Annotated in this window: 23 protein-coding genes; 20 read left to right on the top strand and 3 right to left on the bottom strand. The window is 72.0% G+C overall.

The features are described from left to right. Positions 1-28: 28 nt before the first annotated feature. A complete protein-coding gene (locus tag DEI83_RS03095; RefSeq protein WP_181431048.1) occupies positions 29-772 on the bottom strand; it encodes an HAD family hydrolase in 744 nt (247 codons plus the stop codon). Between the two features lie 29 nt (positions 773-801). Here DEI83_RS03095 and hemW point away from each other — a divergent pair, with 29 nt between their 5' ends. After that, positions 802-2,043, top strand: coding sequence for a radical SAM family heme chaperone HemW (gene hemW, locus DEI83_RS03090; RefSeq protein ID WP_111080422.1), 1,242 nt, complete (start codon positions 802-804; stop codon positions 2,041-2,043). On the opposite strand, the gene DEI83_RS16180 is transcribed toward hemW, so the two are convergent. After that, the gene (locus DEI83_RS16180) at positions 2,033-2,566 is read right to left on the bottom strand and encodes a DUF4870 domain-containing protein (RefSeq protein WP_258371032.1); all 534 of its coding nucleotides are present in this window, start codon (positions 2,564-2,566) and stop codon (positions 2,033-2,035) included. The two genes, hemW and DEI83_RS16180, sit on opposite strands and share 11 nt — an antisense overlap. Before the next feature lie 108 nt (positions 2,567-2,674). On the opposite strand from DEI83_RS16180, the gene hrcA reads away from it, so the two are divergent. From hrcA to DEI83_RS03010, 15 genes are all read left to right on the top strand, one after another. Then, positions 2,675-3,697 (top strand): heat-inducible transcriptional repressor HrcA, encoded by a 1,023-nt coding sequence (gene hrcA, locus DEI83_RS03080; RefSeq protein WP_111080320.1) that lies wholly within the window; start codon positions 2,675-2,677, stop codon positions 3,695-3,697. Between the two features lie 51 nt (positions 3,698-3,748). Then, positions 3,749-4,864 carry a molecular chaperone DnaJ gene (dnaJ, locus tag DEI83_RS03075; RefSeq protein ID WP_111080319.1) on the top strand — a complete coding sequence of 372 codons (1,116 nt, stop codon included), beginning with the start codon at positions 3,749-3,751 and terminating at the stop codon, positions 4,862-4,864. Continuing rightward, positions 4,864-5,628, top strand: a complete 765-nt coding sequence (locus DEI83_RS03070; protein ID WP_111080318.1) for a 16S rRNA (uracil(1498)-N(3))-methyltransferase — start codon at positions 4,864-4,866, stop codon at positions 5,626-5,628. The genes dnaJ and DEI83_RS03070 overlap by 1 nt, the downstream gene beginning before the upstream one ends. A 134-nt stretch (positions 5,629-5,762) precedes the next feature. Further along, positions 5,763-6,116, top strand: a complete 354-nt coding sequence (locus tag DEI83_RS03065; RefSeq protein WP_111080420.1) for a histidine triad nucleotide-binding protein — start codon at positions 5,763-5,765, stop codon at positions 6,114-6,116. 64 nt (positions 6,117-6,180) lie between these two features. Then, positions 6,181-7,149, top strand: a complete 969-nt coding sequence (locus DEI83_RS03060) for a PhoH family protein (RefSeq protein WP_258371048.1) — start codon at positions 6,181-6,183, stop codon at positions 7,147-7,149. Next, positions 7,146-7,607, top strand: coding sequence for an rRNA maturation RNase YbeY (ybeY, locus tag DEI83_RS03055; protein ID WP_111080316.1), 462 nt, complete (start codon positions 7,146-7,148; stop codon positions 7,605-7,607). The genes DEI83_RS03060 and ybeY overlap by 4 nt, the downstream gene beginning before the upstream one ends. Further along, on the top strand, positions 7,604-8,935 hold the full coding sequence (locus tag DEI83_RS03050; RefSeq protein ID WP_309146580.1) for a hemolysin family protein: 1,332 nt from the start codon (positions 7,604-7,606) through the stop codon (positions 8,933-8,935). Before ybeY ends, DEI83_RS03050 begins: the two co-directional genes overlap by 4 nt. After that, positions 8,932-9,870 (top strand): GTPase Era, encoded by a 939-nt coding sequence (gene era, locus DEI83_RS03045; protein ID WP_111080314.1) that lies wholly within the window; start codon positions 8,932-8,934, stop codon positions 9,868-9,870. Before DEI83_RS03050 ends, era begins: the two co-directional genes overlap by 4 nt. A gap of 56 nt (positions 9,871-9,926) precedes the next feature. Then, on the top strand, positions 9,927-11,162 hold the full coding sequence (locus DEI83_RS03040) for a sensor histidine kinase (RefSeq protein ID WP_111080419.1): 1,236 nt from the start codon (positions 9,927-9,929) through the stop codon (positions 11,160-11,162). A gap of 40 nt (positions 11,163-11,202) precedes the next feature. After that, positions 11,203-11,895 carry a response regulator transcription factor gene (locus DEI83_RS03035; RefSeq protein ID WP_111080313.1) on the top strand — a complete coding sequence of 231 codons (693 nt, stop codon included), beginning with the start codon at positions 11,203-11,205 and terminating at the stop codon, positions 11,893-11,895. Between the two features lie 108 nt (positions 11,896-12,003). Beyond that, positions 12,004-12,753 (top strand): ABC transporter ATP-binding protein, encoded by a 750-nt coding sequence (locus DEI83_RS03030; RefSeq protein WP_111080312.1) that lies wholly within the window; start codon positions 12,004-12,006, stop codon positions 12,751-12,753. Continuing rightward, entirely contained in the window at positions 12,750-14,144 is a 1,395-nt protein-coding gene (locus DEI83_RS03025; RefSeq protein WP_111080311.1) for an ABC transporter permease, read from the top strand. Before DEI83_RS03030 ends, DEI83_RS03025 begins: the two co-directional genes overlap by 4 nt. 240 nt (positions 14,145-14,384) lie before the next feature. Next, the gene (gene leuA, locus DEI83_RS03020) at positions 14,385-16,154 is read left to right on the top strand and encodes a 2-isopropylmalate synthase (protein ID WP_111080310.1); all 1,770 of its coding nucleotides are present in this window, start codon (positions 14,385-14,387) and stop codon (positions 16,152-16,154) included. A gap of 175 nt (positions 16,155-16,329) precedes the next feature. After that, on the top strand, positions 16,330-17,187 hold the full coding sequence (gene recO / locus DEI83_RS03015; RefSeq protein ID WP_258371031.1) for a DNA repair protein RecO: 858 nt from the start codon (positions 16,330-16,332) through the stop codon (positions 17,185-17,187). Continuing rightward, the gene (locus DEI83_RS03010; protein WP_111080309.1) at positions 17,184-17,984 is read left to right on the top strand and encodes an isoprenyl transferase; all 801 of its coding nucleotides are present in this window, start codon (positions 17,184-17,186) and stop codon (positions 17,982-17,984) included. Before recO ends, DEI83_RS03010 begins: the two co-directional genes overlap by 4 nt. A gap of 62 nt (positions 17,985-18,046) precedes the next feature. Here the strand turns inward: DEI83_RS03010 and DEI83_RS03005 are convergent, their stop codons facing one another. After that, positions 18,047-18,988, bottom strand: coding sequence for a LysR family transcriptional regulator (locus DEI83_RS03005; RefSeq protein WP_111080308.1), 942 nt, complete (start codon positions 18,986-18,988; stop codon positions 18,047-18,049). Positions 18,989-19,059: 71 nt separating this feature from the next. Here DEI83_RS03005 and DEI83_RS03000 point away from each other — a divergent pair, with 71 nt between their 5' ends. The 4 genes from DEI83_RS03000 to DEI83_RS15800 all read left to right on the top strand — a co-directional run bounded on the left by DEI83_RS03000 (position 19,060) and on the right by DEI83_RS15800 (position 22,708). Next, on the top strand, positions 19,060-20,160 hold the full coding sequence (locus tag DEI83_RS03000) for an aminotransferase class V-fold PLP-dependent enzyme (protein WP_111080307.1): 1,101 nt from the start codon (positions 19,060-19,062) through the stop codon (positions 20,158-20,160). A gap of 105 nt (positions 20,161-20,265) precedes the next feature. Then, on the top strand, positions 20,266-21,651 hold the full coding sequence (locus DEI83_RS02995; protein WP_111080306.1) for a glycine--tRNA ligase: 1,386 nt from the start codon (positions 20,266-20,268) through the stop codon (positions 21,649-21,651). Between the two features lie 173 nt (positions 21,652-21,824). Then, on the top strand, positions 21,825-22,544 hold the full coding sequence (locus DEI83_RS02990) for a DsbA family protein (RefSeq protein WP_111080305.1): 720 nt from the start codon (positions 21,825-21,827) through the stop codon (positions 22,542-22,544). Next, positions 22,541-22,708, top strand: a complete 168-nt coding sequence (locus DEI83_RS15800; RefSeq protein ID WP_181431047.1) for a hypothetical protein — start codon at positions 22,541-22,543, stop codon at positions 22,706-22,708. Before DEI83_RS02990 ends, DEI83_RS15800 begins: the two co-directional genes overlap by 4 nt. The last annotated feature ends 8 nt before the right edge of the window (positions 22,709-22,716 follow it).

The following is a 22,716-nucleotide window of genomic DNA, read 5'->3' as shown; positions in this document are numbered from 1 at the left end:
GCGGCCGCACCCGTCGAGCTGACCACGCTCAACGCTGCCCGGGAGGCCCGCCATCGAACGACGGGCGGGTCGTCTGTGCCTCGGCGAGCGGCGGGAGCCCCGCGATCGCCTCCTCGATGAGGCGCGCGTCCTCGACGCAGTCGCGCGCGACCGCCACCGCGCTCGTCGACCGCAGGGCGTCGACGTCGTAGACGCCGGTGGCGACCGCGAGGAACGGTATCCCCACGGCGTCCGCGGCCTCGCCGTCACGTGGTGTGTCCCCGACGATCACGGCGCGGGTGCCCGAGAGCGCGGCGGCCGCGAGGGCGGTCACCCCGGAGCGTTCGACCTGCTCGTCGCCGAAGTACGAGTGCTCCCAGTCGAAGGCGTCGACGTCGAAGCCCGCGCCGAGCAGCTTGATCCGGGCGCGGTGCGCGGAGTTGCCGGTGAGCAGGCCGTTCCGCCACCCGAGCGCGGCGAAGCGCCGGACGAGGTCGATCGCGCCCGGGGCGGGCGTGCGGCGGTCCCCGGACCGGTGACGCTCCTCCGACAGGTCGCGCAGGTGCCCGCTCACCGTCGGCACGAGGTCGTCCTCCAGGTGGTGCGCTCGGACGTGCTCGACGATGATGCCGGCGTCGGTCCGGCCGTGCTGGTGGCCGACGAGCAGTGGCAGGTCCCGTCCGAGGGCGCGCTCGAGGGCCAGGTGGTACAGGTTGCCCGGTGAGGCGGCGTTGCGCACGAGGGTGCCGTCGATGTCCCAGAGGACCGTGGTGGGGACGGGGTGGTGCTCCATGCCGTCCATGATGACGGACAATGGACTCCATGCCGAGTGCTCTCCCGATCGCCGATCCCGCTCCGTCGGACGGACTGGTCGCACCGGCACCCGGAGCGGGCGACGTCCCGTTCGGCGTCTACGTGCACGTGCCCTTCTGCCGGGTGCGCTGCGGCTACTGCGACTTCAACACGTACACGGCGTCCGAGCTCCGCGGGGTGCGCCGTGACGACTACGCCGGCCATGCCCTGCGTGAGATCGCGTTCGCCGACCGGGTGCTCGAGCGCTCCGGGGTCCCGCGACGCCCGGTCTCGACGGTGTTCTTCGGTGGCGGCACCCCGACGATGCTGCCGGCGTCCGACCTGGCGATGATCCTGCGGGCGATCGACGACACCTGGGGGATCCTGCCCGGGGCCGAGGTCACGACCGAGGCGAACCCGGACTCCGTCGACGCCGACTCGATCGCCACCCTGCAGCGGGCCGGCTTCACGCGGATGAGCTACGGCATGCAGTCCGCGGTCCCGCACGTGCTCGCGACCCTCGACCGCACGCACGACCCTGAGCGGGTGCCGGTCGTCGTCGACCTCGCGAAGCAGCAGGGTCTCGACGTCAGCCTCGACCTCATCTACTCGACGCCGGGGGAGTCCCTGGACGACTGGCGCACCTCGCTCGACGCCGCGATCGCGTGCGCGCCGGACCACGTCTCGGCGTACTCGCTCATCGTCGAGGACGGGACCGCGATGGGCCGCGCCGTCTCGCGGGGGGAACTCCCCGCACCGGACGACGACCTGGCCGCGGACATGTACGAGCTCGCCGACCGGGTGCTCCGGGACGCCGGGTACGACTGGTACGAGGTCTCGAACTGGGCGCGCGGCCCGCAGCACGCCAGCCGGCACAACCTGTCCTACTGGAAGGGCCACGACTGGTGGGGCATCGGCCCCGGTGCGCACTCCGCGGTCGCCGGGACGCGCTGGTGGAACGTCAAGCACCCGGCCGCGTACGCGAACCGGGTGCTGCAGGACGAGTCGCCGGCCGCTGGTCGCGAGACGCTGGACGACGAGACGCGGTACGTGGAGCGCGTGCTCCTGGCCGCTCGCGTGCGAGGCGAGTTGCGCATCGACGAGCTCCGACAGGAGGCCCGGAGCCGCGTCGCCGGGCTCATCGCGCGCGGTCTCGTGGACGGACGGGCCGCCCTCGGCGGCTCCCTGGAGCTGACGATCCAGGGCCGCCTGCTGGCGGACGCCGTCGTGCGCGACCTGCTCGACGAGCCGGCCGACGACGTCAGGGCTTGAAGAACTCGATCGAGAGCGGGTACTTGTAGAACTGGCCCTGGTTCGCGGCGATGGCGGCCATGATGCCGAACACGATCGACACGATCGCGACGGCCGCGATGACGAGGAACCCGATGCCGAGCACGGACGTCAGGCCGCCGGCGAAGTAGGCGATGGCCATCGTGATGTGGAAGTTCAGTGCCACCCGGGTGTGCTCGCGGACGAACTGTCCGCGGTCCCGCAGGACGAGGTAGGCGACGAGCGGGACCAGGAGGTTGAAGAAGATGCCGCCGACGTGCGTCAGGGTCGCCCAGAGGCGCTGGTCCTCGGGGGTCATCGGCTGCGGCGGCTGGTAGCCGTTCGGGTACTGCTGGCCGGGCTGCTGCCACCCGCCGTACTGCGACCCGCCGGCCGGGCCCGGGTACCCGCCGCCGGCCTGCGGAGCGCCCGGGTACTGCCCGGGGTACTGCTGTCCGTCGGGCTTGCCGCCGGCGCGGTCGTCGCGGTGCTGCTCGGGGCCGCCGGGCTCCTGTCCGTAGCTCATGCCCGCAGCGTACCGAGGCTGCTGTGCAGAAGTCCCGTGCCGTCGGTGGTCGGGCGTAAGATCAGCACTCGACCAGTGAGAGTGCCAGCACGAGCGGAAGGGGAACCGATGGTCAGCGAACGCAGCCTCGAGGTCCTCAAGGCCATCGTGCGTGACTACGTCGCCTCGCGGGAGCCGGTCGGGTCGAAGACCATCGTCGAGCGTCATGCCTTCGGGGTGAGTGCGGCCACGATCCGCAACGACATGGCGCAGCTCGAGGACGAGCAGCTCATCATCGCCCCGCACACCTCCTCCGGCCGGGTCCCGACCGACAAGGGCTACCGGGTGTTCGTCGACCACCTCGCGGCCGCGCGCCCGCTCTCCGGCGCACAGCGCCAGGCGATCGAGACCTTCCTCGGCGCCTCGAACGACCTCGACGACGTCCTCACCCGCACGGTCCGGCTGCTGAGCCAGCTGACGAACCAGGTCGCGCTCGTGCAGTACCCGACCATGGGGCACGCGCGCGTCCAGCACGTCGAACTCGTCCGGCTGGCCGACACCCGGCTGATGGTGGTCCTCATCACCGACACCGCCAGGGTCGAGCAGCGCGTCATCGAGACCGACGTCGCCGTCGGTGAATCCGCGCTGGCCGAGGTCCGTTCCGTCGTGAACGGCGCCACGGTCGGACTGCTTCTGCAGGACGCCCCGCAGGCGCTCCGGGCGATCCCGGGTCAGCTGCGCCCCGAGGTCCAGCCGCTCGCCGGCGTGGTCGTCGCGAGCCTCGTCGAGCAGGTCGCGGCGAACCGACAGGACCGCCTGCTGATGGCCGGAGCGGCCAACCTCGCCAAGAGCGAGCAGGACTTCTCCGGCGGCCTCTTCCCGGTGCTCGAGGCGATCGAGGAACAGGTCACCCTGCTCCGGTTGTTCGGCGAGATGCAGGTCGACGACATCGCGGTCGCCGCCAGCATCGGTGCCGAGAACGCCGAGTACGGTCTCGACGCCACGAGCATCGTCGCGGGCGGCTACCTGGCCGCCCGCGGTGAGATCGCCCGGCTGGGCGTCCTCGGCCCGACCAGGATGGACTACGGCACGAACATGGCCGCGGTCCGTGCGGTCGCCCGCTACCTGTCCCGGCTGCTCGGCGAGAACTGATCGCCCGGCGCGCTTCCCACCCCGTCCACCCACGCACCCCCTGAGGAACACTTGGCAGACCACTACGACGTCCTCGGCGTCCCGCGCGACGCCTCCGATGCCGACATCAAGAAGGCGTACCGGCGGCTCGCCCGTGAACTCCACCCGGACGTGAACCCGAGCCCCGACGCCGCGGAGCGTTTCAAGGACGTCACGCACGCGTACGACGTGCTGAGCGACCCGGAGCAGCGCCGCCGCTTCGACGCCGGCGGCCAGGACGGCCCGTTCGGCGGTGGCGGAGCCGCCGGCTTCAGCGACATCTTCGACGCCTTCTTCGGCGGCGGGGGCGGCGGCGGTGGCCGGGGGACCGGCCCGCGCAGTCGCGCCGAGCGCGGTCAGGACGCCCTGCTGCGGTTCGAGGTCGACCTCGACGAGGTCGTCTTCGGCACGCACAAGGACCTCGAGGTCGACACCGCCGTGCTCTGCGAGACGTGTGGCGGCTCCTGCTGTGCACCCGGCACGAGCCCGCAGACCTGCGACATCTGCGGCGGATCCGGACACATCCAGCGCCAGGTCCGTTCGCTGCTCGGCAACGTCGTCACGAGCGCCCCGTGCGGGACCTGCCGCGGCTACGGCACCGTCATCCCGAACCCCTGCCCGACGTGCCAGGGTCAGGGCCGGGTCCGCGCCCGCCGCACGGTCCCGGTGGACGTGCCCGCCGGGGTCGACTCCGGGCTCCGCCTGCAGATGCCCGGCCAGGGCGAGGTCGGTCCGGCCGGTGGTCCCGCGGGCGACCTGTACCTCGAGGTCCGGGTCCGCCACCACGACGTGTTCAGCCGCGACGGCGACGACCTGCTCGCCACGCTCGAGGTCCCGATGACCGACGCGATCCTCGGCGCCACGACGACCATCGACGGCCTCGACGGTCCGGTGGAACTCGAACTCCGACCGGGCGTGCAGAGCGCTGACGTCCTCGTGATCAAGGACCGCGGCGTCACGAAGCTGCGGGGCTCGGGTCGCGGCGACCTGAAGGTCGGCGTGCAGGTGGTCACCCCGACGAAGCTCTCCCACAAGGAGCGCCAGCTCGTCGAGCAGCTCGCGAAGACGCACAAGGCCGGTTCGCCGCAGCTGTCCCGCTTCCAGCAGGGCATGTTCGGCAAGCTCCGCGACCGGTTCTTCAACTTCTGATGGCCTCGCTCTACCTCGTCGGCGCGCTCGACGACGTCACGGTGGGCGGCACGGTGTCGCTCGACGGCGCCGAGGGTCGCCACGCCGTGACGGTCGCGCGCGTCCGGGTCGGCGAACAGCTCCGGCTGTCCGACGGGCGCGGCACGGTCGTCGCGGGTGCGGTGAGCGCGGTGGGCAAGGACTCGCTCGTGCTCACCGTCGCCGCGGTGGACGTGGACCCGGCACCGCGCCCCTCGCTGACGCTCGTGCAGGCGCTCGCCAAGGGCGGTCGCGACGAGATGGCCGTCCAGGCGGCCACCGAGATCGGGGTCGACCGCGTGGTGCCGTGGGCCGCGGCCCGGAGCGTCTCGCGGTGGGAGGGCCCGAAGGTCGAGAAGGGCCGCGCCCGCTGGGCGGCGATCGCGCAGGAAGCAGCGAAGCAGGCCGTGCGCTCGCGGGTCCCCGACGTCGTCGCCCCGGTGACGACGGCGCAGCTCGCCGGTGGCGCGGGAACGGCAGCAGTGGAAGCCGGCCAGGAGGCGCGCCGGCAGCTGGTCCTGCTGGAACCGACCGCCTCGGTCCGGCTCGCGACCTGGGAACCGCCGGTCGATACGGACGAGATCGCCCTCGTGGTCGGTCCGGAGGGCGGGATCGACCCCGCCGAACTCGACCGGCTCGAAGCGGCCGGTGCCGTCCGGGTGCGGCTCGGCGACACCGTGCTACGGACCTCGACGGCGGGACCCGCCGCCCTGGCGGTCCTGCAGGCGCGACTCGGACGCTGGTGACCCGGACGCTGGTGGCCCGCACGCTGGACCGCCAGGTCGGCGATCCGTACCCCGACGTCACGGTCCGGCGCGGATCGGACCGCGTCGACGGACCGGGAAGGCGCGGCGCGGGTCGTGCGTTCTACGATGGAGTCATGACCAGCACCGAGCCCAGCGTCTTCACGAAGATCGTCGCGCGCGAGATCCCGGCGACCATCGTCGCCGAGGACGACCGCGTCATCGCCTTCGAGGACATCGCCCCCAAGGCCCCGGTCCACGTGCTCGTCGTCCCCAAGACCCAGGCGTACGCGAACGTCGGCGAACTCGCGGACGCGGATCCCGAGCTGCTCGCGCACGTCGTGGCGACGGCGCAGCGCATCGCCGACGAACGCGCCGGCGGCCAGTTCCGACTCGTGTTCAACACCGGCGAAGCCGCCGGGCAGACCGTGTTCCACGTGCATGCGCACGTACTCGCAGGAGACCTGCAGGAAGGCACCCTTGCCAGCTGACGAACCAGCCACCACCGAGCCGGAGTCCGTCTCCGTCTCGGAACTCACCGTCGACGGCATCGCCATGGTGCAGTTGCTCGGACCGCAGGACCGCCTGCTGAAGACCGTCGAGCGCCAGTACCCGGGCGTCCGCGTCCTGGTGCGCGGCAACCAGGTCTCGCTCTCCGGCCCCGAGCGCGACGTCACCCGGGCCCGCGCCCTCGTCGACGAACTCGTCGGCATGGTCCGGCGTGGTCAGGACATCGGGCAGTCGGACATCCCGACGTCGGCGCGGATCATCGACGACGAGCGCAGCCCGTCGAACGTGTTCGGGACCCCGATCGTGTCGAGCCGAGGCAAGTCCGTGCGCCCGAAGACCGACGGGCAGCGTGCGTACGTCGATGCGATCGACGAGAACACGATCACGTTCGGCATCGGCCCCGCCGGCACCGGCAAGACCTACCTGGCGATGGCGAAGGCCGTCCAGGCGTTGCAGCGGCGCGAGGTCACCCGGATCATCCTCACCCGCCCCGCGGTGGAGGCCGGCGAGCGGCTCGGGTTCCTGCCCGGCACGCTCACGGACAAGATCGACCCGTACCTCCGTCCGCTGTACGACGCGCTCAACGAGATGATGGACCCCGAGCTGGTCCCGAAGCTCCTGGCCGCCGGCACGGTCGAGGTCGCGCCGTTGGCGTACATGCGTGGGCGGACGCTGAACGACTCGTTCGTCGTGCTCGACGAGGCGCAGAACACCACGCCCGAGCAGATGAAGATGTTCCTGACGCGTCTCGGCTTCGGCTCGAAGATGGTGGTCACGGGTGACATCACCCAGATCGACCTGCCCGGCAACGTCTCGGGTCTGCGCCTCGTCACGCGCATCCTCGACGACGTCGACGACATCCACTTCGCCCGGCTCGGCAGCGAGGACGTCGTCCGCCACACGCTGGTGGGCCGCATCGTCGACGCGTACACGCAGTACGACGAAGAACGTCTCCCCGAGCAGGCCGGGCACCGCTCCCAGCACCAGGACGACCGCCGAGGAGGCAACCGGTGAGCATCGAGCTCAACAACGAGTCGGGCGTGGCGGTCGACGAGGACGCGGTGCAGCGGCTCGCCGCGTTCGCGCTGGACGCCATGCACGTGCACGCGGACGCCGAGCTCGCGATCGTCTTCGTGGACGAGGGCGCGATGGAGCAGTTGCACATCCGGTGGATGGACGAGCCCGGTCCGACCGACGTCCTGAGCTTCCCGATGGACGAACTCCGCCCGGGCACCGAGGACGAGCCGACCCCCGCCGGGCTCCTCGGCGACATCGTGGTCTGCCCGCAGGTGGCCGAGGAGCAGGCGAAGACCGCCGGACACTCGACCCTCGACGAGATCCTGTTGCTCACGTGCCACGGGGTGCTCCACCTGCTCGGCTTCGACCACGCGGAGCCGGACGAGAAGGCCGAGATGTTCGGCCTGCAGGGCGAGATCCTCCGTGGTTTCGCCGCCGCGCGCCGGGGGCGGTGACCGCAGTGTTCCTCGTCGCCGTCCTGCTCGCGGTGGCGTTCGTGCTGGTGGTCCTCGGCGGACTGCTCGCGGCCGCCGACTCCGCCCTGTCGGTGCTCTCGCGCGCCGACCTCGAGGAGATCGCCCGCGGCAGCAAGCGTCGTCGCGCGATCGAGGCGCTGGCGGACGACCCCGGTGCCCACGTCAACGCCCTCAACTTCTTCCGCGTGCTCGCCGAGACGGCGGCGGCGGTGCTCGTGACGATCGCGCTCGTCACGGTGTTCGACACGTGGTGGCTCGCGCTGATCGTGTCCGCAGCCGTGATGACCGCGGTGTCGTTCGTGCTCGTCGGCTCGAGCCCGCGGAGCGTCGGTCGGGCCCATGCCGAGGGCATCATCGCCGCCACCGGGGGCCTCGTCCGCGGCGTGCGCATCGTGCTCGGACCGCTCGCCGGTCTCCTCGTGGCGATCGGCGACCGGGTGACGCCGGGTCGTGTCCGCAGCGCCTCGAGCGTCTCGAGCGAGGAGCAGCTGCTCTCACTCGTCGACGAGGCGACCGAGAGCAACGTGCTCGAAGCGGACGACCGTGAGCTCATCCACTCGGTCTTCGCGTTCAGCGACACCCTCGTCCGCGAGGTCATGGTGCCCCGGACCGACATGGTGACCGCGGACGCGCACGACACCGTCGCCGCGGTGATGGAGCAGTTCCTCGCGACCGGCGTCTCCCGGATGCCGGTGACCGGCCGGGACAGCGACGACGTGCTCGGCGTGGCCTACCTCCGTGACCTCGCCCGCGCCCTGTACGAGCGGCCCGAGGTGGGCACGCGGGCCGTGCGGACGATGCTCCGCCCGGCGGAGTTCCTGCCGGAGTCGAAACCGGCGGACGAGACCCTCCGGCACATGCAGCTGGCCAAGAACCACCTCGTCCTCGTGGTCGACGAGTACGGCGGCGTCGCGGGGCTCGTGACGATGGAGGACCTCATCGAGGAGCTCGTCGGCGACATCTCCGACGAGTACGACCGCACCGTGGTCGACCGGGCCGAGATCGGACCCGGGCACTGGCGCATCTCCGCCCGGCTGTCCATCGACGAGCTCGGGGACCTGTTCGGCATCGAGCTCGACGACGACGACGTCGACACCGTCGGGGGCCTGCTCACCAAGGAACTCGGGCACCTGCCGTCCGCCGGGGACACCGTGACGGTGTCCGGCGTCGTGCTGACGGCCGACCGGGTCGAGGGCAAGCGGCGTCACCTCATCACGGTCCTGGCGGAGCGCACCGCCGACCTCGAGTCCGCCGAGCAGGCCTTCGGCGACACCGACCACTCCACGACGGGAACACGAACCACATGACCGACTCCGGAACCGACGCCGCACCCGAGACCACCGCGCTCTACCGCGCGGGGTTCGTCTCCTTCGTCGGTCGTCCGAACGTCGGCAAGTCGACGCTGACGAACGCCCTCGTCGGGCAGAAGGTCGCGATCACCTCGTCGAAGCCGCAGACGACACGACGGGCGATCCGCGGGATCGTGCACCGTCCGCACGGACAGGTGATCGTCGTGGACACCCCCGGGGTGCACCGCCCCCGGACCCTCCTCGGGGAGCGCCTCAACGACCTTGTGCAGTCCACGCTCGGTGACGTCGACGTCATCGGGTTCTGCGTCCCCGCGAACGAGCCGATCGGACCGGGCGACCGGTTCATCAACGACACGCTCGACCAGTACCCGCGGGCCAAGAAGGTCGCGATCGTCACGAAGATCGACCGCGCCGGCAAGGAGAAGGTCGCCGAGCAGCTGCTCGCGGTGTCGCGGTTGCGGGAGTGGGACGCGATCATCCCGACCTCCGGGACCGAGGGACTGCAGCTCGAGGACCTCCTCGACGAGGTCGTGTCGCTGCTGCCGGAGTCCCCGCAGCTGTACGACGACCTGGCCGTGACGGAGGAGACCGACGAGGAGCGCATCGGCGAGCTCATCCGCGAAGCCGCGCTCGAGGGCGTCCGCGACGAGCTGCCGCACTCGCTCGCCGTCGTCATCGAGGACGTGGTCGAGCCGGACGACGACGACGACCCGGACGGCCCGCTGCGCATCTTCGCCAACCTGTTCGTCGAGCGGGACAGCCAGAAGGCGATCGTCATCGGGCACAAGGGCGGGCGACTCAAGGACGTCGGGACACGGGCCCGTGCGGAGATCGAGGCGCTCGTGGGTCGCCACGTCTACCTCAACATCCGCGTGAAGGTCGCCAAGGAGTGGCAGCGCGACCCGAAGCAGCTGGGACGTCTCGGCTTCTGACCCGGATCATCCCGCCGTCGGACGCGGGGTCGGGTCGAGCGCCGTACCGTGGAGTGGTGTTCCGCCCACTCCTGCGCACCCAGATCGTCGTCGACGTCTCGGTGGCCATCGTGTTGGGCGGCCTCATCACGGTCCTCTCCGGCGCGGACGTCGGTGGGGTGGCCGGGCTCGGGACGATCGCCGGGCTGACGCTGGCGCTCGCCCTCCGCCGGATGGCACCGGGACTCGGTCTGGCCGTCGCATGGGTGACGGCCGCATTCCAGATGGCCACGCTGCAGGACCCGAACATCGCCGACGCGATGGTCGCCGGGGTCGTGTACACCACCAGCGTCTACGGCAGCCGACGCGTCCGGGTGCTCGGACTGGTCTCCGCCGTGGTCGGCGCGGTCCTGGCCGGCGTCTACACGGGGGTCCGGATCTACGGTGTCTCCGGCATCGGCGGTCGTCCGGAGTCCCTCATGGAGTCGGTGAACTACGGCATCACGTGGTTCGTCTTCACCCTGGCCGTCCTGCTGCTGCCGTGGCTCGCCGGCCTCGCCGTCCGCGCCCGCCGTTCCGCGCGGATGAGCCGGGAGGCGCAACTGCTCGCCGAGCGCGACGCCGCCCGAGCAGACCGAGCCGTCGCGATCGAGCAGGAGCGGGTGCGCATCGCGCGGGACATGCACGACATCGTGGCGCACTCGCTCGCGGTCGTCATCGCGCAGGCGGACGGCGCCCGGTACGCGCTGCGCGCCGACCCCGCGGTCGCCGACGAAGCGCTCGGCACGATCGGCTCCACGGCCCGTCGCGCCCTGGGTGACGTCCGCGAACTGCTCGGCGCCCTCCGGCACGAGCAGGGCACGGCCCCCACCCCGGACGTCGACGACATCGAGCAGCTCGTCGGACAGATGCGGGACGTCGGCCTCGACGTGCAGGTGGAACGACAGGGCGACCCGTCGGCGCTGCCCACCACGACGCAGCTCGCCGTCTACCGCATCGTGCAGGAGAGCCTGACGAACGCGTACAAGCACGGGGAGCGCGGTGCCCCGGTCCGCGCGCGGCTGACCTACCGCCCCGACACGGTCGAGATCGACGTCGTGAACCGGCGGGCCGAGGGCGACCGCCCGGGCCCCGGGACCGGGCACGGGCTCGTCGGCATGCGCGAACGTGCCACGATGTCCGGCGGGAGCATGACAGCGGGACCCCGCGGCGAGGACTTCGCCGTGGCCGTCCGGATGCCGGCCCAGCCGTCGACCGGGCAGATGCCCCGGAACACGATCCCGTCCACGAACCAGGAGCGGAGCCCCAGGTGACGAGCAACACGGTGACGAGCAACACGGTGACGAGCACGCGATGACGAGCGAGCGGACCACGACCGCCGACGCGCCGCGCATCCGCGTCGCCCTCGTCGACGACCAGGCGCTGTTCCGCACGGGCATCAGGATGCTCATCGGCTCCCAGCCGGACCTGCAGTTCGTGGGGGAGGCCGGGGACGGTGCCGAGGGGATCGAACTCGTCCGACAGAGCCGGCCCGACGTCGTGCTCATGGACGTCCGCATGCCCGTCATGGACGGCATCACCGCCACCGCCGGCATCATCGCCAGCGGGTCCGCCGCCAAGGTGCTCGTCCTCACCACCTTCGACTTCGACGAGGCCGCGGCGAAGGCCATCCGGGCCGGGGCGAGCGGGTTCGTGCTCAAGGACGCGGACCCCGAGTTCCTGCTCGCCGCCATCCGGACCGTGCACGCGGGCACCACGGTCTTCGCGGCCTCGGCGACGCGGGAACTCCTCCGCCGGTACGAGGACCCGGCCGAGCAGCGTGCCAGCGCGCCGGCCGCCTTCGCCGACCTGACGCCACGGGAACGCGAGATCTTCGACCTCGCGGCGCGGGGGCTCAGCAACGCCGAGATCGCCAAGCACGAGTACGTCAGCGAGGCCACGGTGAAGACCCACATCTCCCGCGTCCTCACGAAGCTCGAGCTGCGGGACCGCGTCCGCTTGGTCGTCTTCGCGCACGAGCACGGACTCGTCACCAAGGGCGACTGACACCTCATCCGTCAGGGGGACGCCGTCCGCCGATCCGAGCCGAGCGGATGACGGATGCGAGTCGGGCGACGGACGCGCCGCGGGCCTCCCGGACGCGATCGTGGACTCATGACCAACCACGCTCCGATCATCCGCCTCGACCACGTTTCCAAGCACTACGGCGACGCCGCGCGCCGGATGACGGCGCTCGACGACGTCAGCGTCGACATCGGGGCAGGTGAGTTCACCGCCGTGATGGGGCCGTCCGGCTCCGGCAAGTCGACGCTCATGCACGTCGCGGCCGGGCTCGACCAGGTGTCCTCCGGGCGCATCACGATCGACGGCGCGGACATCACCGGCCTCGGCGACCGGGAGCTCACCGAACTCCGGCGTCGCCGCCTCGGGTTCGTCTTCCAGTCCTTCAACCTCGTGCCGACCCTCGACGTCAGCGAGAACATCCGACTGCCGTTCCTGCTCGGCGGGCACAAGCCCGACCGCGAGGAGTCGGCGTGGATCGACCGGCTCGTCGAGATGCTCGGGCTCGGCAACCGCCTCACACATCGGCCGCACCAGCTCTCCGGCGGACAGCAGCAGCGCGTCGCGATCGCGCGTGCGCTGGCCTCGCGGCCCGCGGTCGTGGTCGCCGACGAACCGACCGGCGCCCTCGACTCCCGCACGGGTCGCGACGTGCTCGCGATCCTCCGCGGTGCCGTCGCCGACTGGGGGCAGAGCGTCGTGATGGTCACGCACGACCCGGTCGCGGCGGCGAACGCGGACCGCATCCTGTTCCTCGCCGACGGCCGCATCGTCGGGGACCGTCCGGGCATGTCCGCCGCGGACATCTCGGCGACGATGCTCGGGATGGAGGCGGCAGCGTGAACGGGATCCGGCAGTTCGCGCCCACCGTCCTGGTCGCGGCGCTGGGCACCACCTTCGGCTCGGCGCTCGTCATCGCGCCGGGCATCGTCACCGAGGCGATGTCCGCCACCGGGCTCGACGACGTCGGGGCGGTCAAGGAGATCCTGTCCGTGATCGGGTGGCTCTTCCTGGGGATCGCCCTCTACGTCGGCGCCATCGTCACCGCGAACACCTGCGCGACGCTCATCGCAGGGCAGACCCGCGTGATCGCACTCCAGCGGCTCGTCGGCGCTCCGGGCGCGACCCTCCGGGCGCGGATCACCCGGACCGGGTTGCTCGTCGGACTGCTCGGCGCCGTCACCGGCGCGGTGGTCGGCACCGGCCTGTCCGCCGTCTTCGTCGCGGTCCTGCGCGGCAACGGCTTCCTGCCCGACCGCTCCTACACGCTCCTGCCGTGGGAACTCGTGCTGCCCGTCGTCGCCGTCGTCCTCGCCACGTGGGGGGCCTTCGCTGCCGGCTCGCGTCGCGTGCTCACGGTCACGCCGCTCCAGGCGCTGTCCTCGAGCGTCGAACCCAGCCACGAGGACGTCCGGTCGGGCACCGCACGCAAGGTCTGGGCCATCGTCCTCATGGCCGGCGGCGCGCTCCTCGCCCTGGTCGGGCTCGCCCTCAGCGCCCTCACGCCGCTCGCCGTGCTGCCGGCTGCCCTCGGCGGCTTCGTGTCCTTCGCCGGGGTCGCGGTCGGTGCGACGATCGTGATGCCCCCGGTCCTGCAGGCCATCGGCCGGATCGGGGCGAACGACCCCGTGGTCCTGCTCGCGGGCCGCAACGCCATGCGCGCGCCGGCCCGGTCCTCCCGCGCGACGATCGGCCTCGTGATCGGCGTCACGCTCCTGGTGACCTTCGCCGTCGCGCTGGGCATCATGCAGCACGTCACCGAGTCCACGCTGTCCGGGCAGAGCGGCATCACGCCGGCGATGCTCGAGGAGCAGCGGGGCTTCTTCGCGCAGCTCAACGCGGTGGTCAGCGTCATCGTCGGGTTCTCCGCCGTGATCGCCGCCGTCGGGGTCGTCAACGCGCTCGCGCTCGGGGTGCTGCAGCGCCGTCGGGAGCTCGGGCTGCTCCGCGTGCTGGGCCTGACCGGCGCGCAGGTCCGCCGGATGATCGTCACCGAGGCCGTGCAGATGGTCGTGGCGGCCGTCGTCACCGGGCTCGTGCTCGGCACCGCGTACGGCTGGCTCGGCGGACAGACGCTGCTCGGGACGCTCGGCTCGCCGGTCATGCCGGTCCTGCCGCCGCTGACGATCGCGATCGTGGTCGTCGGCGCGCTCGTCCTCGCGGTCGTCGCGACCGTGGCACCCGTCCGGCGGGCGATGCGCGTGCCGCCGACCGAGGCGCTCGCGGTCGACTGACCGGTCGAGGTCGTCGCGCCGGGACGACGGACGGGAGGCGCGGTGCCGGTCGGCACCGCGCCTCCCGTCCGTGCGTCCACGCGTCACACGGTGGGCCGTGCGCCGCCTCCGGTGCTAGCGTGATCTCGATGTCCTCGGCACTCCTCCTCCTTCGTCGCCGCGACGAGGCCTGACAACCGGCCCACCTCGTCGCGGAGTCCGTCGTGGCCGCTCCTGAACCACACCGACGAAAGCGAACCGATGCAGAACGCACAGCGCCCCTCCGGGATGCCGATCCACAAGTACGTGCCCTTCGCCGAGCAGATCACCGTCGACCTGCCCGACCGCACCTGGCCGACCAAGCGCATCGACCGTGCACCGCGCTGGTGTGCCGTCGACCTGCGTGACGGCAACCAGGCGCTCATCGACCCGATGGACGCCGAACGCAAGCGGGCGATGTTCGACCTGCTCGTGCAGATGGGCTACAAGGAGATCGAGGTCGGGTTCCCCAGCGCCTCGCGGACCGACTTCGACTTCGTCCGCTCGCTCATCGACGAGGGCGCGATCCCCGACGACGTCACCATCCAGGTCCTGACCCAGGCGCGCGAACACCTCATCGACCGCACGTACGAGGCGATCGACGGCGCGAAGCAGGCCATCGTGCACCTCTACAACTCGACGAGCATCGTGCAGCGTGAGGTCGTGTTCCGCACCGACGTGCAGGGCGTCATCGACATCGCGGTCGCCGGGGCGCACATGTGCAAGGCGGCCGAGGCCCGGCTGCAGCACGACACCACGGTGTTCTACGAGTACTCGCCTGAGTCGTACACGGGCACCGAGCTCGAGGTCGCGGTGCAGATCTGCAACGCCGTGCTCGAGGTGTTCGAGCCGACCCCCGATCGCAAGGTGATCATCAACCTGCCCGCGACGGTCGAGATGGCGACGCCGAACGTGTACGCCGACTCGATCGAGTGGATGTCGCGCAACCTCGCCCACCGGCAGGACGTCATCCTGTCGCTGCACCCGCACAACGACCGCGGCACCGCCGTCGCCGCCGCAGAGCTCGGTTACATGGCCGGGGCCGACCGCATCGAGGGGTGCCTGTTCGGCAACGGGGAGCGCACCGGCAACGTCGACCTCGTCGCCCTCGGCATGAACCTGTTCACGCAGGGCATCGACCCGGAGGTGGACCTGTCGGACATCGACCAGGTCAAGCGCACGGTCGAGTACTGCAACCAGCTGCCGGTACCGGAGCGCCAGCCGTGGGCGGGCGACCTCGTCTACACGGCCTTCAGCGGCTCGCACCAGGACGCCATCAAGAAGGGCCTCGAGGCGCTCGAGGCCCGGGCAGCGGCCGAGGGCGTCGGTGTCGACGACGTGGTCTGGGCGGTGCCGTACCTGCCGGTCGACCCGAAGGACATCGGCCGCTCGTACGAGGCTGTCATCCGCGTCAACTCCCAGTCGGGCAAGGGCGGCGTCGCCTACCTGCTGAAGACCGACCACGCGCTCGACCTGCCCCGCAAGCTGCAGATCGAGTTCTCCGGGGTCGTCCAACGGCGCACGGACGCCGAGGGTGGCGAGTTCACCTCGGAGCGGATCTGGGACCTGTTCCACGACGAGTACCTGCCCGCGCACGTCGACGACGACAAGTGGGGCCGCTACGAGATCACGAAGACCGCGACGTCGAGCGACTTCGACGGCACGACGAAGCTCTCGGTCGCGATGCGCGTCGACGAGGGCACCGTCACCGCCGAAGCCGTCGGGACCGGTCCCATCGACGCCTTCCTGACGGTGATGAAGGAGCAGGGCGTCGCCGTCACGCTGTACGACTACTCGGAGCACACGATGAGTGCCTCCGGGGACGCGCAGGCCGCGTCCTACGTCGAGCTCGACGTCGACGGGGTCCGTCTCTGGGGCGTCGGGATCGACGCCGACATCGCGACCGCGTCGCTCAAGGCGATCGTCTCCGCGGTGAACCGGGCCGTCCGCGCGGGCGCGGCCTCCGGCACGCCGGAGCTCGTCTCCGCCTGACGCCGCGGCGGCTTACTCGCCGTGGTCGCACCCGTTCCGCACATCGCGCCCCGTTCCGACGGGGCGGGATGTGCGTCCGGTGGCGCATCGCAGCGCAGCCGGGAGGCGCGGTGCGGCTCGGCAGTGTCGGCGGTGGCGAGCGGGAGGTGTCGGCGGCGCGGGGGATACTGGGGACATGCCGCTGTACCGGGACGAGTGCGTCGTGCTGCGCACCCACAAGCTCGGTGAAGCCGACCGCATCGTCACGATGCTCAGCCGGGAGCACGGCAAGATCCGCGCCGTCGCGAAGGGCGTCCGGCGCACGGCATCGAAGTTCGGCTCGCGGCTCGAACCGTTCATGGTCGTCGACGCCCAGTTCTACGAGGGCCGGTCGCTCGACATCGTCACGCAGGCCGAGTCCCTGGGCGCGTACGGCGCCCGCATCGTGGCCGACTACGGCGCGTACACGGCAGCGAGCGCGATGGTCGAGACCGCGGACCGGCTGAGCGAGGCGGACGCCGGACTGCAGCAGTACCTGTTGCTCGTCGGGGCCCTGCGGTCGCTGTCGCGCGGGGAGCACCAACCGAGCGCGACCCTCGACTCGTACCTGCTCCGGGCGATGAGCATCGCCGGCTGGGCGCCCTCGTTCAGCGACTGCGCGGTCACGGGGGAGCCCGGGCCGCACTCGGCCTTCGTCGTGCAGCTCGGCGGCGTCGTGGCGGACGCGGCCGCGCCTCCCGGCACGCCCCGCCTGGACCCGGCGACGCTGGCCGTCCTCGGGCAGCTGCTGGCGGGGGACTGGGGCAGTGTCGACGCGACCGACGAGCGCACCAGGTCGCGGGCCTCCGGCGTGGTGGCGGCGTACGCCCAGTGGCACCTGGAACGATCGCTCAGGTCGTTGCCGCACGTCGACCGCACCGAGCACCCCTCGCCGCTGGCGCCGCACCCCGGCGGAGTGCCGGCGGCGGTCGCAGCGGTGCCGGCGCCTCCCGTGCCGACCCCGGACGACCACGGCCCTGATCCCGCCCCCGGCCCCGAAGGAACCCGCGCATGAGCCCTCGCCGTCCCGCTGCCGAGCCGGAACCCTTCCTGCCGGTCGACTGGACGGACGAGCAGCCGCCCACCATCCCGAAGCGCTTCGTCCCGGAGCACGTCGCGATCGTGATGGACGGCAACGGCCGGTGGGCGAACCAGCGCGGGCTGACGCGCATCGAGGGGCACAAGGCCGGCGAGGCCTCGTTGCTCGACGTCGTCGCCGGGGCGATCCAGATCGGCGTGACGCACGTGTCGGCCTACGCGTTCTCGACCGAGAACTGGAAGCGGTCACCCGAAGAGGTCCGCTTCCTCATGGGCTTCAACCGGGACGTCATCCGTCGCCGCCGCGACCAGCTGCACGAGTGGGGCGTCCGCGTCCGGTGGGCCGGTCGGACCCCGCGGTTGTGGCGCAGCGTCATCGACGAGTTGCAGACCGCGGAGCAGATGACCGCGGACAACGACGTCCTCACGCTGACCATGTGCGTCAACTACGGCGGCCGCAACGAGATCGCGGACGCCGTGCGCTCGATCGCGGACGACGTCGCCGCCGGACGCCTCAAGCCGAGCCAGGTCACGGAGAAGACCCTGGCGAAGCGGCTGTACGTCCCCGAGCTGCCGGACGTCGACCTGTTCCTCCGGAGTTCCGGCGAGCAGCGGACGAGCAACTTCCTGCTCTGGCAGTCGGCCTACGCCGAGATGGTGTTCCTCGACCGGCTCTGGCCGGACTTCCGTCGCTCCGACCTCTGGGGAGCGATCGAGGAGTACGCCAGCCGCGACCGTCGGTACGGCGGCGCGGTGGACACCCCGACGGCCTAGCCGCCTGCCCGCCCCGACGGGCGGCGCCGAGCCTCGGCTCGCGCAGCGGACCGACCATCCGGTCAGGCGAGGAGGTGCGCCGCGGAGCGCACGGCGTCGAGCGCCGCCCGGACGCTCGGCACCCGGTCTGCCCCGCGGGCGACGACGACCTCGACACGGCGGGCCAGGTCGTCGTCCACGGGGTCGACGGCGACACCGGCGGGGACGACCGCGGTGGCGAGCGCCAGCCGGGGGAGCAGTGCCACCCCGAGTCCGGCAGCCACGAGCCCCACGACCGCGGCCGCGTTGTCGGTCTCGAGGACGATGTCCGGCGTGAACCCCGCCGTCGCGCACGAGGCGAGCAGGTGACCACGGCAGCGCGGGCAACCGCCGATCCAGCGGGCGTCGCGGTGGGACGCGAGGTCCACGACGGTGGAGCCACCGGCGCGGACGGGGCCCGGGCCTCCCGGTCGGCTCGCATCGGCCGGCGTCACCAGCGCGAGCGGGTCGCGGCCGAGCGCGCGGGTGACGAGGCCGGGGTCCGGGACGGTTCCGACCTCGTCGCCGACGTAGGTGAAGGTGAGGGCGACGTCGACCGCGCCACTGCGCACCAGGTCGAGCGCCTCGGGTGGTTCGACCTCGACGTACGAGGTGTGCAAACCCGGGGCCGTCGACGCCATCCGGGCGAGCACGGCGGGGACGAGGGCAGACGAAGCGCTCGGGAACCCGGCGAGCCGGACGCGGCCGCGGGTGAGTCCGCCGACCGCGTCGAGGTCCTCCCGTGCGGCCGTCAGCGCCGCCTGCACGTGCAGGGCGTGGTCGGCGAGCACCTGGCCGGCGTGCGTGAGTGTCGCACCACGTCCACCGCGGAGGACGAGTGCGTGCCCGAGGCGCTGCTCGGCCCGGGTCAGCAGCTGGCTCACGGCGGGCTGGCTCGACCCGAGTGCGGCGGCGGCGCGGGTGATCGAGCCACCGTCAGCCACGGCGCGGAGCACCCGGAGCAGCTGCGGGTCGATCTCGTCCATCACGTGATGTTACCGGTGACACAACGCACAGCCCCTGGTGTGATGACGTCTGCGGGGCGAGCCTGTCGGACATGGACTCGTTCCCCGACGGCCGCGGCTACCTCGCGGCGTGCACTGCAGGCCTCCCGACGCTCGGCACCCTCGCCGCGCAGCGCGCCGACCTCGGCGCGTGGTCGCGCGCCGAGACGTCCCCCGCCCACTACGGCGCCCTCGTCGAGGAGGGGCGCGCCCTGTTCGCCGACCTCGTCGGCATCCCGGCGGCGCGGGTCGCGACCGGTTCACAGACGTCGGTGATGGCCGCCGTCGTGGCCGACGCCCTGCCCGACGGGGCCGAGGTGGTCGTCCCCGACGGCGACTTCAGCTCCGTCGTGTTCCCCTTCCTCGTCCAGTCCCATCGCGGCGTCCGCGTCCGCAGCGTCCCCCTCGACCGCCTCGCCGACTCCGTCGGACCCGACACCGCACTCGTCGCCTGGTCCGCCGTGCAGTCCGCCACCGGGGTCGTCACCGATCCCGAGCCGGTCGTCGCGGCCGCCCGACGCGTCGGTGCGCTCACCCTGTGCGACCTCACCCAGGCCGCCGGCGTGCTGCCCGTGTCGGCGGCGCCGTTCGACGTGACGCTCACGCACGCGTACAAGTGGCTCTGCGCCCCGCGCGGCGTCGCCTTCATGACACTGTCCGACACCGCGCTCGGCCGGCTCCGCCCCGTCCAGGCCGGGTGGTACGCGGGCGAGGAAGTGTGGTCCTCCTGCTACGGCCCGACGATGCGCCTGGCCGACGACGCCCGCCGCTTCGACGTCTCCCCGGCCTGGCAGGCGTGGCCGGGCGCCGTGGCGGCGCTCCGGCACGCGGTCTCGCTCGACCCGGGTGCGGCCTGGAGGCACGCCACCGGTCTCGCGGACCGGCTCTGCGACGCGCTCGGGTCACCGCGGCAAGGTCGCACTGCCGCTGCCGCGGCCGGCACCGGCGTCGCGGCCGGCAGCGGTGCGGACGGGCAGGCGATCGTCACGTTCCCGGATGCCGACGGGACCCGGCTGCGTGGCCTCACCGCCGCAGGGCTCACGGCCTCGGGACGGGCCGGACGGCTCCGCGTCGCGTTCCACCACTGGAACGACGAGGACGACGTGACCGCCGTGGCGGCGGCGCTGGCGGGGGTGGAGCCGGCCACGTCGTGACCGGGACGAGCGGTGGCGGAGCCGGGGCGGGCCTCCCGGGCCGCTAGCATTGCCGGGTCCGCCCGCAACACCGAGCACCCAGCTCGGCGAACACAGGAGCTCCCCGTGGCACAGCCCTCCCGTCTCGACAGCGTCATCGCCCTGGCCAAGCGCCGTGGGTTCGTCTTCCAGTCGGGGGAGATCTACGGAGGCTCCCGTTCGGCGTGGGACTACGGCCCCCTCGGCGTGGAGCTCAAGGAGAACATCAAGCGCCAGTGGTGGCAGCGGTTCGTCCGCGGCCGTGGCGACATGGTCGGCCTCGACTCCGCCGTCATCCTGCCCCGCAAGGTGTGGGAGGCCTCCGGCCACGTCGCGACCTTCACCGACCCGCTGGTGGAGTGCCTGCACTGCCACCACCGGTTCCGCGAGGACCACCTGCTCGAGGCGTTCGAGGCGAAGAAGGGCCGCGCCCCCGAAGGCGGCATGGCCGAGATCGCCTGCCCGAACTGCGGCACCCGCGGCGAGTGGACCGAGCCCCGCGAGTTCTCCGGCATGCTCAAGACCTACCTCGGCCCTGTGGAGTCGGAAGAGGGCCTGAACTTCCTCCGCCCCGAGACCGCGCAGGGCATCTTCGTCGACTTCGCGCAGGTCGTCACGACCAGCCGCATGAAGCCCCCGTTCGGCATCGGCCAGGTCGGCAAGGCGTTCCGCAACGAGATCACACCGGGCAACTTCATCTTCCGCACCCGTGAGTTCGAGCAGATGGAGATCGAGTACTTCGTGCCGCCGGCCTCGGCCCAGGAGCACTACGAGCAGTGGATCGCCGACGCCGTCGCGTTCTACACCGACCTCGGCATCGACCCGGAGAACCTGCGCCGCTTCGACGTGCCGGACGGAGAGCGCGCGCACTACTCGGACGCGACCGCCGACATCGAGTACCGCTTCGGCTTCGCCGGCACCGAGTGGGGAGAGCTCATGGGCGTCGCGAACCGCACCGACTTCGACCTGAAGAACCACATCGAGGCGTCGGGGCAGGACCTCCGGTACTTCGACCAGGCCGCCAACGAGAAGTACGTGCCGTACGTCATCGAGCCGTCGTTCGGCCTGACCCGTGCGCTCATGGCGTTCCTGCTCGACTCGTACTCCGAGGACGAGGCTCCGAACGCGAAGGGCGGCGTCGACAAGCGCACGGTCCTGCGTCTCGACCCGCGCCTGGCACCCGTCAAGGCCGCGGTCCTGCCGCTGTCCCGGAACGAGCAGCTCTCGCCGGTCGCCCGCGGCCTGGCCGACGACCTGCGCAAGAACTGGAACGTCGACTTCGACGACGCCGGGGCGATCGGTCGCCGCTACCGTCGCCACGACGAGATCGGCACGCCGTTCTGCATCACGGTGGACTTCGACACGCTCGAGGACAAGGCCGTGACCGTGCGCGAGCGCGACACGATGGGCCAGGAGCGTGTCTCGCTCGACCGCCTGCAGGGGTACCTGGCGGAGCGGCTGCTCGGCGCGTAGCGCGCCGCGCTCGGCGCCCGCGGCCCATCCGGCGCCGATCGGACTCGCACGACAGGAACCGCCTGGACCACGGGATCCCGTGGTCCGGGGCGGTTCCCGTCGTGCCCAGTCGGACGACGCCGGGCCGCCCGACCCACGGGGAATGCCGCGCCCGTGCCCGCGTTGAGCTCAGCATGAACGACTCCGTGAAGGTCGATGTCTGGTCGGACATCGCCTGCCCCTGGTGCTACATCGGCAAGCGCAAGTTCGAGGCGGGCGTCGCCGCGTTCGGCGGACCGGTCGAGGTCGAGTACCACTCCTTCGAACTGAGCCCGGACACGCCTGTCGACTTCGAGGGCACCGAGGCCGAGTTCCTCTCGCAGCACAAGGGCCTGCCCGTGCAGCAGGCCCAGCAGATGATCGACCAGGTCGCCGGCATCGCCGCCCAGGTCGACCTGCACTACGACTACGACGCCCTGCGGCACACGAACACCGTCAAGGCGCACCAGGTGATCCACGTCGCCAAGCAGCACGGCAAGCAGCTCGAGATGGTCGAGCGCCTCTTCGCCGGCTACTTCGAGCGCGGCGAGCACGTGGGCCAGGACGAGTCCCTGGCCGACCTCGCCGCCGAGGTCGGACTCGACCGCGACGAGGTGATCGCCACCCTCCGCGACGACGCGCAGCTCGCGGCCGTCCGTGCGGACCAGGCCCAGGCGCAGGCGTACGGCATCAACGGTGTCCCGTTCTTCGTCATCGACGGCAAGTACGGCGTCTCCGGGGCGCAGGACCCGGCCGCGTTCGAGGAGGTCCTCCGCCAGGTGGTGGCGCTCCGGGAGTCGACACCGGCCGAGATGGCCGAGGCCGCCCAGCGCGCCGAGGACGACGCGGCAGCGGACGCCGAGGTGACCCGATGACGGGCGCGTCGGTCCCGCTGTCCGGTGGGTCGGGCCTCCCGGCTGGCTCCGAGAGCCGGCCTGCGCTGCTGACGTTCGTGACGCCCGGCGGCGCCCCCGTCTGCGAGGGCGACTCGTGCTTCGTGCCGGGTGCCGAGGGGGACTGGTCCGAGGTCCCGGACTGACGCCGTCC

The sequence above is a fragment of the Curtobacterium sp. MCBD17_021 genome (genome assembly GCF_003234525.1).
GTDB lineage: Bacteria > Actinomycetota > Actinomycetes > Actinomycetales > Microbacteriaceae > Curtobacterium.
This window is presented reverse-complemented; position numbering and strand designations above follow the sequence as displayed.